At 45.6% G+C, this 15,219-nt stretch carries 9 protein-coding genes; 8 read left to right on the plus strand and 1 reads right to left on the minus strand.

Going from position 1 to position 15,219, the window contains the following annotated elements; translation table 11 throughout:
- The first annotated feature begins 7 nt into the window (after positions 1–7).
- The 5 genes from DWX43_RS23940 to DWX43_RS23960 all read left to right on the plus strand — a co-directional run bounded on the left by DWX43_RS23940 (position 8) and on the right by DWX43_RS23960 (position 7,032).
- Positions 8–1,057, plus strand: coding sequence for an NAD(P)-dependent alcohol dehydrogenase (locus DWX43_RS23940; RefSeq protein ID WP_118622369.1), 1,050 nt, complete (start codon positions 8–10; stop codon positions 1,055–1,057).
- Between the two features lie 147 nt (positions 1,058–1,204).
- Positions 1,205–2,575, plus strand: coding sequence for a tRNA lysidine(34) synthetase TilS (gene tilS / locus DWX43_RS23945; RefSeq protein ID WP_243099459.1), 1,371 nt, complete (start codon positions 1,205–1,207; stop codon positions 2,573–2,575).
- On the plus strand, positions 2,559–3,086 hold the full coding sequence (hpt, locus tag DWX43_RS23950; RefSeq protein WP_109730762.1) for a hypoxanthine phosphoribosyltransferase: 528 nt from the start codon (positions 2,559–2,561) through the stop codon (positions 3,084–3,086). The genes tilS and hpt overlap by 17 nt, the downstream gene beginning before the upstream one ends.
- A 16-nt stretch (positions 3,087–3,102) precedes the next feature.
- Positions 3,103–4,950, plus strand: coding sequence for an ATP-dependent zinc metalloprotease FtsH (ftsH, locus tag DWX43_RS23955; protein WP_109730761.1), 1,848 nt, complete (start codon positions 3,103–3,105; stop codon positions 4,948–4,950).
- Positions 4,951–4,980: 30 nt separating this feature from the next.
- Positions 4,981–7,032: a glycoside hydrolase family 13 protein gene (locus tag DWX43_RS23960; protein ID WP_118622371.1), complete on the plus strand. Its 2,052-nt coding sequence runs from the start codon at positions 4,981–4,983 to the stop codon at positions 7,030–7,032.
- 56 nt (positions 7,033–7,088) lie between these two features.
- Here DWX43_RS23960 and DWX43_RS23965 read toward each other — a convergent pair whose 3' ends face one another.
- Positions 7,089–10,385 carry a M64 family metallopeptidase gene (locus DWX43_RS23965; protein WP_118622373.1) on the minus strand — a complete coding sequence of 1,099 codons (3,297 nt, stop codon included), beginning with the start codon at positions 10,383–10,385 and terminating at the stop codon, positions 7,089–7,091.
- Between the two features lie 191 nt (positions 10,386–10,576).
- Here DWX43_RS23965 and DWX43_RS23970 point away from each other — a divergent pair, with 191 nt between their 5' ends.
- The 3 genes from DWX43_RS23970 to DWX43_RS23980 all read left to right on the plus strand — a co-directional run bounded on the left by DWX43_RS23970 (position 10,577) and on the right by DWX43_RS23980 (position 15,216).
- Positions 10,577–12,355 carry a sugar-binding domain-containing protein gene (locus DWX43_RS23970; RefSeq protein WP_118622402.1) on the plus strand — a complete coding sequence of 593 codons (1,779 nt, stop codon included), beginning with the start codon at positions 10,577–10,579 and terminating at the stop codon, positions 12,353–12,355.
- 156 nt (positions 12,356–12,511) lie between these two features.
- Positions 12,512–14,560 carry a BglG family transcription antiterminator gene (locus DWX43_RS23975; protein WP_118622375.1) on the plus strand — a complete coding sequence of 683 codons (2,049 nt, stop codon included), beginning with the start codon at positions 12,512–12,514 and terminating at the stop codon, positions 14,558–14,560.
- 194 nt (positions 14,561–14,754) lie between these two features.
- Positions 14,755–15,216, plus strand: coding sequence for a PTS sugar transporter subunit IIA (locus tag DWX43_RS23980; RefSeq protein WP_109730756.1), 462 nt, complete (start codon positions 14,755–14,757; stop codon positions 15,214–15,216).
- The last annotated feature ends 3 nt before the right edge of the window (positions 15,217–15,219 follow it).

Raw genomic sequence — 15,219 nt, forward strand, 5'->3', positions numbered from 1 at the left:
TATGACAATGAAAATGCAAAAAGGTGCTTTTATGAGAGGGACGGACAATATGATTTTAAAAGAAATCCCGGTCCCGGAAGTCGGCGAAAAGGAGGTGCTCGTCTCTCTTGAATACGTAGGAATCTGCGGGTCAGACGTTCATTATTTCCACAGCGGCTGCTGTGGGGCATATAAAGTAGATCTGGCCGAGGATTTTATGCTGGGACATGAGTGTGCCGGTACGGTCGTAAAAGTCGGCGCAGGCGTGGAGGACTTAAAAATTGGAGACAGGGTAGCGCTGGAGCCGGGCATCACCTGTGGAAAGTGTGAGGCATGCAAGTCCGGCCATTACAACCTCTGCCCGGATGTGGTTTTTCTGGCAACGCCTCCTGTGCAGGGATGCAATGAAGAATATATTGCGTTCCCGGCGGATATGTGTTTCAAACTTCCGGAAAATGTCTCTACGAAAGAGGGGGCCCTGATTGAACCTCTGTCGGTTGGTTTTTATGCGGCGGAGCAGGGAACTGTGAATACCGGCGATACAGTGATTATCCTTGGCGCGGGATGCATTGGACTTGTAACACTTTTAGCATGCAAGGCACATGGTGCGGGCCAGATCATTGTGGCGGACCTTGTGGAGGCGCGTCTGAATAAGGCTCTTGATCTCGGAGCGACAGCTGTCGTGAACAGTGGAAAAGAAGACATTTTTGAAAAAGTAAAGGAACTGACGGGCGGGCGCGGCTTTGATGTTGTATTCGAAACAGCAGGTTCAGCAGTAACAATCGCGCAGACACCGTTTTTGGTAAGGCGGGGCGGTACCATCACACTGGTAGGCATTTCCGCACAGGAAGAAATTTCCTATAATTTTGCCCAGATCATGGATAAAGAAGCTACGATTAAATCTGTCTTCCGTTATAAAAACATTTATCCGAAAGCCATCGCAGCCGTTTCCAGCGGGGCGATAGAGGTAAAGGATATTGTAACCCATGAATTTGATCTGGAGCATATTCAGGAGGCATACGAAGAGGCTGTGAATAACAAGACAGATCTTGTGAAGGCAGTCATTAAGGTGAAATGATAATTTTGAGAATATTCTGAAAACGGACCGCAAAAGGGTCTGACCCCTTTGCGGTCCCCTTTACGAAACCCCCTTGCAATATAGGGGGTTTTTGTTTATAGTTTATTTATGATGGAAAAAGTATGCAAGTTTATTGAAAAGTATCATATGATAGTAAATGGGGACAAGGTTATCGCAGGTATATCGGGCGGGGCGGATTCGGTATGCCTGCTTTTTGTGCTTCTGGAATTGAGGAAGTCGCTTGATATTGATATTGTTGCCGTCCATGTAAACCACGGGATCCGGGGGGATTCTGCCCGGGCGGATGAAGAGTTTACTGTTAAGCTGTGCCGCGGGCACGGGATAAAATGTGTAGTTTATCATGAAAATGTAGAATCAATTGCCAAAAAACGGAAACAATCTGTTGAGGAGGCCGGACGCAATGTCCGCAGGGAGGCTTTTGAAAAGACTTTTCGGGAAGAGCAGGGCACTAAAATTGCGATGGCGCACCACCAGAATGATAATGCTGAGACGCTCCTTATGAATCTTGCGAGAGGCGCAGGATTGAAGGGACTGGGGGGCATCCGCCCTGTCAATGGGAATGTCATCCGTCCTCTGTTGTGCCTGACCCGCGGGGAGATTGAGAACTATATGGAAAAAAATGGATATGGCTGGTGTCATGATGAGACGAATGATGAGGATGACTATACGAGGAACCGGCTCCGTCATCTTGTGATTCCGGTACTGGAACAGCAGGTAAATGCAGGTGCTGTGCAGCATATGAATGAGGCAATGGAACAGATCCGCATGGCATGGGAATATATGGAGGAACAGACAACGCGCGTCTGGAACCGCTGTGTGGCAGAGATGCCTGACAAAGTGATCCAGATCCGGAAGGAAGGGTATGCCGGACAGCCGGAAGCCATCCAGAAGATTCTGGTCAGGAAGTGTCTGATAAAAGCAGCGGGAGCGGAAAAGAATCTCTCTATCGTACACGTGGAAGCTGTCATGGACCTTATGGAAAAACAAAGTGGCAGAAGCCGCAATCTTCCTTATTCGGTGAAAGCGGTGCGCAACTATGACGGCGTGATGCTGAAGAGAGAGGCAGAAAAGTCAGATTCCGGACAGTATATTCTGAAAGTTCCCGGAATTACAGAAATTAAGGAACTGAATCTGACGATTTGCAGTAGGATTCTGGAAAAATCTAAGGATTTTTCGGTAAATCAGATACCGCAAAAGAGCTACACGAAATGGTTTGATTATGATATAATAAAAGGTAACCTGACCGTCAGAACGAGACGGCCCGGAGATTTCCTTGTGATTGATTCAGCCGGAAACCGGCAGAAACTGAAGTCCTATTTTATAAATGAAAAAATACCGGCTGATAAGCGGGACATTTGCCCGCTGGTCACAGATGAGGAACAGATATTGTGGGTATTGGGGTATCGTATAAGCAGTGCCTGTATGGTCTCGGATAAGACGAACAGAGTACTGGAGATAAAAGTAACGGAGGAAAAAAGAGATGTCAGAGAAGATTAGAGTTTTAGTATCAGAAAAAGAAGTCGATGAAAGAATTGAAGCACTGGGGAAACAGATCAGTAAGGATTATGAAGGAAAACAGGTGCATTTGATCTGTGTATTAAAAGGCGGTGCATTTTTCATGTGCGAACTGGCAAAGAGAATTACCGTACCGGTTTCTTTGGATTTCATGAGCGTATCAAGCTATGGGGATGGAACAGCCTCCAGCGGTGTTGTGCGTATCGCAAAGGATCTGGACGAATCAATAGAGGGCAAGGATGTCCTGATTGTGGAGGATATCATTGATTCCGGAAGAACATTATATTATCTGATGGATATCTTAAGGAAACGCAATCCTGAAAGCCTGCACCTGTGCACGCTTCTGGATAAGCCCGAGAGAAGGGAAAAGGACGTGACCGTGGATTACGTCGGATTTGAAATACCGGATGAGTTCGTAGTAGGCTATGGCCTTGACTATGCTCAAAAATATAGGAATCTGCCATATATCGGTGTGGTGGAAGGAGTAGAATAGGAAGGAGTACACACCATTGAACAACAAAAAGTATAGAAGCGCGGGCGGTGCGACATTTCTTACATTTATAGTAATTGTTTTCCTCGCACTCTGGCTGACGAACCGCATGCAGGTCAGAGAACAGGATATGACATACACAAGTTTTGTGCAGGAAGTAAAGGATAAGAATGTACAGGATGTCACGATCAAACAGAACAAGACAGTACCGACAGGGGTTGTGACGGTGACACTGAAGGACAGTGATACAACGAAGCAGGTCAATGTATCGGATGTAAATTCGGTTCAGGCACTTCTGGAAAAGTATAATATAGACTACCAGATGCCGAATGTGCAGGAGGATTCCTGGCTGACGACCATATTGATGCCGCTCTTATTTACATTCTTAGGAATCACGCTGATCTTTATGTTTATGAACCGTCAGGGGGGCGGTGCCAATGCAAAGGCAATGAATTTCGGCAAGAGCCGTGCGAAGATGTCGACAGATACAGATAAGAAGGTGACCTTCGCAGATGTTGCCGGTCTGAAGGAAGAAAAAGAAGCGCTTGAGGAGATCGTAGATTTTCTCAAATCGCCTAAGAAATATATCCAGGTAGGGGCGAGGATTCCGAAGGGTGTGCTGCTCGAGGGACCTCCGGGAACCGGTAAGACACTGCTTGCCAAGGCTGTTGCAGGCGAAGCAGGAGTGCCCTTCTTCAGTATTTCAGGTTCAGACTTTGTGGAGATGTTCGTCGGAGTCGGCGCATCACGTGTTCGCGATCTGTTTCAGGATGCGAAGAAGAATGCCCCGTGTATCGTGTTTATCGATGAGATCGATGCAGTTGCAAGACGCAGGGGAAGCGGTCTTGGCGGCGGCCATGATGAGAGGGAGCAGACACTGAACCAGCTGCTTGTGGAGATGGATGGTTTCGGAGTGAACGAGGGCATCATCGTTATGGCAGCCACGAACAGAAAAGATATACTCGATCCGGCTATCTTAAGGCCAGGACGTTTTGACCGGAATGTCATTGTCGGCAGGCCGGATGTTGGCGGAAGAGAAGAGATTCTAAAAGTTCACGCAAAGAATAAGCCACTGGGTGACGACGTGGACTTAAAACAGATTGCACAGACTACATCAGGCTTTACAGGGGCGGATCTTGAGAACCTCCTGAATGAAGCGGCAATTCTGTCGGCAAAAGAGGGCAGGGTATACCTTCAGCAGTCTGACATACGCCATGCATTTATAAAAGTCGGGATCGGGCCGGAGAAGAAGAGCCGCATTGTTTCTGAAAAAGACCGCCGGATTACGGCTTATCATGAGGCAGGCCATGCAATCCTGTTCCATGTACTTCCAGATGTGGGACCTGTTTACAGCGTATCTATTATACCGACAGGAGGAGCAGGCGGATATACGATGCCGCTTCCTGAGAATGATGACATGTTCAATACAAAAGGAAAGATGCTTCAGGAGATTACCGTTTCCCTCGGGGGACGTGTCGCCGAGGAAGAGATATTTGATGATATCACAACAGGGGCATCCCAGGATATCAAACAGGCTACTGCAATCGCTAAATCTATGATCACAAAGTTTGGTATGTCTGAGCGTCTTGGACTGATCAACTATGATAATGACAGTGACGAAGTATTCATCGGGCGTGATTTCGGCCATACATCAAGGGGATATGGTGAAAAAGTGGCAAGTACGATCGATGAAGAAGTAAAGAGAATTATTGATGAATGCTACCTGAAGGCAAGATCTATTTTAAAAGAATATGATTCTGTCCTTCAGAACTGTGCTGAATTACTTCTCAAAAAAGAAAAAATCACGAGGAGTGAGTTCGAAGCACTGTTCGAGGAGTATGAGAAATGGGGCAAGAGCTTCCAGTAATGGAGGCCCTTGCCCTTAAGGAGGTTTTTTATGAATAAGGACGCACTATTTAGTGATGGAACGTCCAGCTATGTGTTTCCCGCTGAGCCAAAGGAAAATGAAAGGGTAAAGATCCGGTTCCGCACAGCTAAGGATGACGTGGAAGAAGTGCGGATTTCCACGAAGATCGGCGGATATAAAATGAAAAAAGTATTATCCGGGGATGTTTTTGATTATTATGAGATAGAGTGGCAGCTGAGTGATGAGCCGTTTTCCTACTGCTTCGAGATCAGGAACGGCGATGAAGTCTGTTACTACAACCGCTGCGGAGTGGCAAGAGAGATCGTGGATTTTTACGCATTTGTCATTGTTCCGGGATTTTCAACACCCGAGTGGGCAAAAGGCGCCGTGATGTACCAGATTTTTGTAGACCGTTTTTATAACGGGGACCCGTCCAATGATGTGGAGGACTGGGAATACATTTACATCGGTGAACCATGCCAGAAGGTGAAGGACTGGAACCAGCTTCCACAGGCAATGGATATCCGCAGGTTTTACGGCGGAGACTTGCAGGGAGTGATGGAAAAACTGGATTATCTGGAAGAACTGGGAGTGGAGGTCATTTACTTTAATCCTCTGTTTGTATCTCCGTCTAATCATAAGTATGATATTCAGGATTACGATTACATTGACCCACATTACGGGAAGATCGCAGAAGACGGGGGGCTGGTGCTTCCGGAATGGGCCGCAGATAATATTGAAGCGACCAAATATCAGAAGCGTACAGGCAGCCTTGCCAATCTGGAAGCAAGTAATGAATTATTTGCCCGTCTTGTGGAGGAGATGCATAAGCGGGGGATGCGTGTGATACTGGACGGCGTATTCAACCACTGTGGTTCCTTTAATAAATGGATGGACAGAGAACGGATTTATGAGCAGCAGGAGAATTATGCGAGAGGTGCATTCGTCAGCAGCCGCAGCCCATACCGGTCTTTCTTCCATTTCTTTAACGAGAGTGATTCTGCATGGCCGTATAATTATGAATATGATGGATGGTGGGGACACGATACACTGCCGAAATTAAATTATGAAGATTCACCGGTACTTGAACAGTACATTATGAATGTCGGCAGAAAATGGGTTTCACCGCCGTACAATGTGGACGGCTGGCGTCTGGATGTTGCGGCCGATTTAGGCTACAGCAACGAATACAATCACATGTTCTGGAAACGCTTCCGCAGGGAAGTGAAAAACGCAAGACCCGATGCACTGATTCTTGCAGAGCATTACGGTGACCCGGCAGAATGGCTGCAGGGGGATGAGTGGGACAGTGTGATGAACTATGATGCCTTTATGGAACCAGTTACATGGTTTTTGACAGGGATGGAAAAACACAGTGACGAGCGCCGCACAGACCTGTGGGGAAATGCAGACAACTTTGTGAATACAATGAATCACTTTATGTCCACGATGCTGACGCCATCGCTTCAGGTTGCAATGAACGAGTTATCGAACCATGACCACTCCCGTTTCCTGACGAGGACGAACCACATCACAGGACGCGTGGAACAGCTGGGCTCCAAGGCTGCAGAAGAGGGTGTAAATCCGGCGGTCATGAGAGAAGCGGTTGTGATGCAGATGACATGGGTGGGAGCACCGACCGTTTATTATGGAGATGAAGTCGGGGTATGCGGATTTACAGACCCCGATAACCGCAGGACGTTCCCGTGGGGAAACGAAGACCGGCTGATGCTCGAATTCCACAAGGAGATTATCCGTATCCATAAGAATGAAAAACCATTGAGACAGGGCTCACTGCGTATGCTGTCGTGGGAAGATAATGTTCTAGCCTATGCGAGATTCCAGGATGGGGAGCAGATTGTCGTAGTACTTAATAACAGTAAAGACCTGAAGGAGGTCACCGTTCCTGTATGGATGGCAGAAGTCCCGCTGAAGGGGCGGATGCAGAGACTGATATATACTTATGAAGAGGGATATACGACAGAACCGGATGAATTTATTGTTGAGGGCGGGGAAGTTGTTCTTAATATGGGGCGGCATTCTGCTGTTGTAATGAAGACCAAAAAAGAAGAATGTAAATAAAGAAAAGCCCCTTCTGGCCTGATGCCAAAAGGGGCTTTTATTAAGTCATTCAATTTTTAAGACCATTTCTTTTTCTTAACTGTAAATACAACAGCTCCTCCGGCCAGTATGCAGACTAACAGCATAGGGATAACCGGGGCATGATCGCCCGTCTTTGCAGCGGTCTTTGCTGTACCGGACTTCTCTGAAACGGTAACCATAAACGGAGACAGTGAATCAACCGTAATGACAACCTTACCATCTTTTACAACGGTTTCTTTGGATTCAATCTCACCGTTATCCAGCATATGATATACAATGGCTTTTCTTCCGTTATAATCTTTTCCTACATCGAAAGTGATCGTAAACGGCCCTTTCGCCTCACCGGATATGGTCAGATCATATGCCCCCAGTATCTTCATGCCGCTTGCGACTTTTGCTTTCAACTTCTTATAAGTATCATCCGAAGCCGGAATCTTCTTGACATTTAAAGCAGCATTGTCGCTGAAAATACCTTCAACTGTAATATGCGGCACATTCTTGTCACCATTACTTGTAATCGTAGAAGTTGCTTTATCGGGTGTTTTTTCTTTTAGTCCCTGAATTGCTTTTTTCAGGTTGCTAAGTGCATTATCAACTTCTTCCTGTGTGGCATCATCCTGTGCGGATACTTTCTCGGCGGCAGCTAAAGCTTTCTTCAATGCATCTGCCGTATCCTGTGTATACTTACTTTCATCAGCCAGTTTTGTCTTGGCATTTGTAATCTCATTATTCAAAGCAGTTTTATCAACAGCCTTAGTCTGGATCGTGTATGGGGTAATACCTCTGGCAATCGGGAGTGTATGTGTCTGCCCGTCTAAGGTGACTTTTTTCGTCTTCTTTCCTTCATCCGGTACCAGATCTGCCTTGGCGAAATAGCTGCCCGCTTTGGAAGGCGCGCCTGTCAGTTCTTCTCCTAAATTACCATCCTTATTTTCAAAATAGGTCATATTGTAGGAAACATCTTTTACCTCAATTCCATTTATATATGTATGGAAATATGGTGCAAGGTCAATCGGGCTGCCATTCTCAATAAAGGTTTCGTTATAGGCACGACTCATGACCGGTGCGTAGGAATATCCGGACCAGAAATAATAAACTTTCTTTAACATCTGTGTTCTTGCAGCATCTTTTGAAGCGTCGTCCTTCATCCAGTCTGTTCCTTCCGGGCTGCCTGCGTAATAGTTCATGAATTCTGTCGCAGCATATTTCATGCCCTCTTCATTTGGGCCGGCATAAAGTGTGACACGTTTGTTATCGACTCTCGCACCGCCTTTGACCGAATCGTCGTTGACGATTACGATTGCGCCTTTATAATAGGAGGTAATCTGGTTATTCCCGAGATACATTGCTGCACCCGTGCTTAAGTCTGTAGGCTGGATCTTTCCATTTGCATTCACGGAAAGCCCGAAGTAGGTATCCTTTGTGGCTCCTGGTTTGGATATGCCGGAGTCATTGGATATTACCTCTACAGTGTGATAATTAAAGTAAAGATTTGCTTCTTTATAAGGCTCTGTATTCCTGAAGTAATCATAATACTTTTTCGCAATGGCTTCGAATTTATCCTGTTCTGCTGCTGTAAAGCCTTCACCGACAAACACGATATTCTGGTTATTATAATAGGACTGTGCCCCCAGATAGTTTCCTGTGTTGTTGTCTGCCAGGGCCGTTGTCTTAAACTTGATTGTATACTCTACCGAAGCCTGTCCTATTATTTCATTTGATGATTTATCGTAAGCCGTTACCGCTGCCGTGTAGGTTCCGGGAGTAATCGGTGCAGTGTCGCTGTCATATGTATTCGTCTGTTCCGGTGTTGTTGAATAAGGAATCTGACCGGTATAATGTATTTTGGTCAGGTACTCCTTGGCGTAATCTACGGTACATTTGATATCAACCGGTTTTCCGTCATAGACTTTCGAATCGGCCTGTAGGGAAATGATATCCGGATAATCCAGTGTATATGAGGTGGTAAGCTCACAACTGTCATATGTATTATTTCCGGCAAAGGAGGCCTTCACCTGATAGGAACCTCTTTTGGTCGGGGTATCGGAAGTTGAATTATTTCCATCCGCATCGTAAAATGTCAAAGTCAGATCATTCGCTACGTCCGGATCACTTCCTATGGTTTCTGCACTGCCTTTCCGCAGGATGAAGTATTGCTTCATATCAAGGGGATCTTCTGATTCCCGCAGTACTTCGGCATATGTCTGGAACTGCATGTGTGTCACGTTGGAGTTCTTGCAGAATGCGCGTCTTAAGGAGTCCTTGCACACTTCACAGAATTCGTACCGTTTACCAAGAAAACGCATTTTGCAGTTCTCGTGAGGTCTGTACCAGCCGTCTCCGCCATTGTCATACTCATACACGCCCACGCCGTTCTTACCGATATATTTTGCCCATTTTACTTTGGCGGGGTCTGACTCTGCTGTCATGTTGTCGAATTCTCCTGCATAGCTGTCTCCGGCATAATACTCGTCTGAAAGACCTGCGATGGTGTGGCCAAGCTCATGCAGCATCATCTCCAGTGATTCGTTATTCAGGGAAGCCACACAGACAGAACCGCCGCTTCCGCCGTATGTTGTTGCGTTTACAATGATAACGTTGAAGTCGGCTGCCGGCAGATATTTGTTTTTTAAAGTATTAGCCTTTTCCCTGCCTTCGTTTCCGATACTGAGCAGTCTCTGCATCCCACTGGTATAATAGCTGCTGCTGAAATAAGTATCCCTTTTATCAGCCTGTGCCTCCTCATAAGTCAGTGCAGAGTCCCCTTTTGCACCGGATTCATTGGAAACAACGCTCAGTGCGTAGATCTTGACGGTATCCTGGAATTCGTCATAAGGTGATGTGGCCATCACATACTCAGAAGTATTTTTGGATTCCGTAAAGAACTTCTCCTGTTCGTCAGCCTTGAAACCATCTCCCATTATGAGAAGAATAAAGGCATCCTCATCGGCGAGTGCAGAATCTCCGTATACCAGCCTCAATTCATGCTGTTCATTCTGCGCAGATACAGCAGCAGGGGCTGCATTTCTCTGGGCTGCTGCGGGCTGTTCTTCCTGATTCTGAACCTCATCAGAAGAAGGCTGTTCTTCCTGGCCTTCAATGTCATTAGAAGGCAGGTTTTCCGGAATTTCGGCATCATCTGTAGAAGAAGTATCCGCATCCGGCGTTGGAGTCTGGGTTTCTTCCTGTACAGGTGCCTGTGTGCTGTTTTCCGTTCCGTCAGCTTCCTCTGCCAGGACTGTAAACCCCGTGCTTGACAGTGCCAGAGAAGCGGCAAGGATAGTTGTAAATACGGCTCTGGCACATCTGTGTTTTAAGTTTCTTTCTCTCATTTCATTCCCTCCTTGCGTTGATAAAATCAGAATATCACTTTCGATTTAAAAATTCAATGAAAAGAAATAAAATCGGGAATTTGACGGTTAAAAAGTTGGATTTGAATATATTGTATTTACAATGAAGAAGGATTATACTAATAGCATGCCTTAATTTCGGTATGGCAGGAGTACAGAAGGGAGTATTTTTTATGAAGCAACTTTTAACCAGATGGGGAAAAACACTTGACGAGGAACATGTACTTGAGGAATATCCGAGGCCTCTGCTTGTCAGGAAAAGTTATATAAATCTGAACGGGGCCTGGGAATATGGTTTTACTAAAGAATTCAAAAGGCCCGCTCAGTTCGAGGGAAAAATCGTGGTGCCTTTTTCTCCGGAAAGCACATTGTCAGGTGTGGAAAGACAATTGAAGCCGGATGAATATCTGTGGTACCGGAAGACTTTTTTAGTTTCTTTTGATATGTTTCAAAAAGAAAAGCTGAGGAGGCTGCTTCACTTCGGGGCTGTGGACCAATCCTGTGTCGTTTATATCAATGGCAGGGAGGCCGTCCGGCATACAGGAGGATACCTTCCTTTTGAGACGGATATTACAGATTATCTCACGGAGGGGGAAAATGAGATACTGGTTTCGGTTAAGGATTTGAGTGACACATCCTACCATTCCAGAGGCAAACAGAAACTGAAACGCGGCGGAATGTTCTATACGGCTCAGAGCGGCATCTGGCAGACGGTATGGATGGAAGACGTCCCGGGGGAATACATTCAGAAAATCACGGCCCGGCCGGACTTGGATGCGGGAAAAGTACGGATTACCGTAACGTCAGAGAAAAGCTGTGCAGTGGAGATCGAGGTCAGAAAGCCGGGGATTTATGAGGAACCCTTAAGAAAACCGGAGGATGTCTTTGGAGAGGTGGAGACACTGGAAGACTGGGGGCATGGAACGGGAAGGACGAATGAGGAGATTGTGATTCATCTTCCTTATATTTACCCGTGGACCTGTGAAACCCCGTATTTATACTATTTTACGGTGAAGATGGGGGATGACACCGCAGACAGTTACTTTGCTATGAGGACATTCACAATTGAGGCTGACAAGGCCGGCCTCCCGAGAATATGTCTGAATCATAAAGTGCAGTATCAAAAAGGGGTGCTGGACCAGGGATACTGGCCGGACGGGCTTTATACAGCGCCGAGTGATGAGGCACTGATCTTCGATATACAGTCTATGAAGAACATGGGCTTTAACATGCTTAGAAAACATCTTAAAATTGAACCCCAGCGGTGGTATTATCATTGTGACAGACTTGGCATGGTTGTATGGCAGGACATGGTAAACGGAGGCAGGATGTATAAACACTGGTTTGTGACTTACGGGGCAACCGCGCTGTCATGGAGGAACCTGAAGATAAAGGACGGTTATACAAGGCTTTTATCCCGTGAGGATAAGGCAGGCCGTCTGGAATTTGTAAAAGAAATGAAGGAGACGATTGCACTATTAAAAGGACACCCGAGCATCGCGGCATGGGTAATCTTTAATGAAGGATGGGGGCAGTTCCAGACTGCAGATATGACGGATATTGCAAGGAAGGAGGATCCGGACCGGCTGATTGATCAGGCAAGCGGGTGGTTTGATCAGGAAGGGGGCGACTTCCAGAGCATCCATAATTATTTTTTCCGGTTAAGAATCAGGCCCGAGGAGCGCAGGGCAACTGTGCTCTCTGAATTCGGCGGATATTCGATGCGGTCGGAGGGTCACAGTGCATGCCTGACCCAGTACGGATATGGAATATATACAGATGTGAGCCAGTTAAACCGGGCTTACGTGAAGCTTCAGGAGGACGTGGAAAAACTGATTCCAGAAGGACTCTGTGCGAGTGTCTATACACAGCTTTCCGATGTGGAAGAGGAAGTGAACGGAATATTTACCTACGACCGGGAGGTGCTAAAGATCAGAGGGACCTGCATATGAAAAGCTATCCATTTTGCTTTCAGAATGATATAATAATTTATATCATTCAAAAGTGCTAATATTAATTGTGGTTTCTAAAATCTTGCAAAGTTTTTTGCAAAATTTTATACTCCGCCATTATCACAATCAAAAGTGGACTGTAGAAGGAGATGTGAAATGAATACAACGTATTTAAACGCAAGATGTCAGTCAATGCTGCAGTTGCTTTTAGACACGGGTTCTTATTTATCTATGCAGCAGATTGCAGCAGATTTGCAGGTCTCCCAGCGCAGCATTTATTATGACCTTTGCCGGATTAATGAATGGCTTGCAGACAATGGGATACAGGAATTGGAAGTAGTAAGGGGCAAGGGACTGCTTTTAACCGATGAGATGCGGGAGCAGATAGAGGCCTGTACGGAAACGGTGGAACAGGAGGATTCCTATATTTACTCACCTACTGAGCGTGCGCAGATTATTATTTGTGCCATTATCTATTCTGCGGCACCGGTTCATATTGATAAGCTTACCGAATATTGCAGAGTCAGCCGGAATACTATTTTTAATGATTTGCAGGTTGTAATCAACCAGCTGCAAAAAGATGATTTGACTTTGGAATACCGCTCCAAGAAGGGATATATTATTACCGGGGATGCGATTAAGATCAGGACTGTTTTTTTATTGAATTTTCAGGGCCTTGAGAACCTATTTGCCAGCCGCGGGTTAAGCTTTATCGATCAGGGTAAGATTGATGAAGCTGAAGAGACTTTGAAAAAGGTCGAGCAGGAGCTGGGCGTGGAGTATATACCGGAGAGCCGGAAAGCGCTTGCAGTGCTGATTCCAATGATGGAACGGGGAGATGGCGGCATCTACTTTGCAGATCTGAAAAAAGAAGAGATGAAAAAGCACAGAGAATATGATTTGGTGGAAAAGTATTTCCCGAATCTGTGCGAGAAGGAGAAAACGTATCTGTGCCTGCATTTACTGGGCGGGCGGGTTGCGATGGTTTCCGAGAATATCTTTGAAAGTACTTCTAATGAGCGTGCATATGAGATTGCAAAGGCACTGGTTTCCGAATTCGAGAAGGTGGCCTGTGTTACATTTGAGCGGAGGGAAGAACTGGAACGGCAGCTTTTCATCCATATTAATGCATCCCTTTACCGCTACCAGTATGGAATCCAGAGTCTGGACTCACTGAATGTCGACATTATCCGGGAATATCCGGATTTGTTTGAAATTACGAAGATTGTCAGCCGGTATCTGGAAAAGCAGATAGGAGTGTCTGTGCCGGACACAGAAGTCGCTTATCTGGCACTGCATTTTGGGGCATATCTTCCGATTTCCAACAATAAAAGTGAACGCCTCAGGGTGCTGATTGTGTGTGCTAATGGCATTTCCACAGGAAATATGCTGAAGCGGGAGCTGACTAAGATGTTCCCCGAAGTGGAAGTCGTAGGAGTGGAATCGACGTCAACGGTGCGAAATGCTCAGGCCCGCTGTGAGATCATTGTCAGCACAGTGAAGATCAAAAGCGTGATACCGGTCATTCAGGTACATCCGATTCTGACCGGAAGGGATAAGGCCCTGCTTGCACGGCATTTCAAGATGATGAATAACGGGTCTTACGTGAATGCTAACGAATTGTTTTCCGTGGTGAAACCATACATTATAGAAGAGAAGCAGGAACAGGCTAAAAAGAAGATTGAGGAATACTTATACCAAAGCAGGAATAATGCTTATGCTGACTTGCAGCAGCACCAAAAAGACCTGCTCAGTATTTTAGATGAGCCGAGAATAGAGGTTCATGAAGATGAATATAAATGGACGCTGGCACTGCGGACTGCCGGCGAATACTTAATGGAAGCAGGAAGTATCCAGGCGCCATACATTGACAGCATTATTTCACAGCTGCAGTATTATGGGCCTTATATGTTCATTGCGCCAAGAGTCATCCTTGCCCATTCCAAACCGGAAATCGGAGTCAATAAGCTGGACTGTTCCATTCATTTATTTAAAAAGCCGGTTGCTTTTTCAGAAAAGGACCACGCGAATGTGGTAATTGTCCTGGCAGCGGAAGATCAGGAAAGCCATATGAAAGTACTTCGCGATATCATGACGCTGTTCGAAAAGGATGAGGCAGTGGATGAATTAACAGGGATGGATACGCCACAGGAGATACTGGCCTATTTTGAAAGAAGGCTGGCAGAGGCATACGAAAAAGAATAGCATATATAAAGGAATCATGATTATTTTAGAGAGAGCTCTAAATCCAATTGCGGGTTTAGAGCTCTTTCTTTTAGGAAAATATACGTGAAATTCTGTCTACAGATTTGCAAAATTCATTGCAAATACTTGGACTTCTTTTTGCAAAATTTACTTGCTACAATAACATCATCAAATCGAGAAAGGGGAAAACAAAAATGATATCGGATATGTTGAAACCGGAAAACATACATATCACTGAGCGGGTAAGCAATTGGAAAGAAGCAATCCATTTGAGTCTCGAACCATTGATAAAAGGCGGTTTTGTTACAGATAATTATGAAAAAGCGATTCTCGAAAGTACGGCGGAATATGGACCCTATTATGTGCTGGCAGAAGATTTTGCACTGATTCATGGAAGACCGACAGATGGCGTGATTAAAAAGCAGCTTGCAATTACATTACTCCGGGAACCAATTCAGTTTTCAGAAGACAGTTTTCAGGTAAGGGTATTGATTGCACTGGCAGCCAGTGACTCGAATTCCCATATAGATACGATGAAAGTTTTATCGAATATCTTTATGGATGAGAGTAAGGTCAGTGAAATGGTACATGCCAAAAAACCTCAGCAGATTTATGATATGTTGATTCAAATGGAAAATGAAATCCGGGAAAATTAAGGG

This window comes from Clostridium sp. AF19-22AC (genome assembly GCF_003479085.1).
Classification (GTDB): domain Bacteria; phylum Bacillota; class Clostridia; order Lachnospirales; family Lachnospiraceae; genus Faecalicatena_A; species Faecalicatena_A orotica.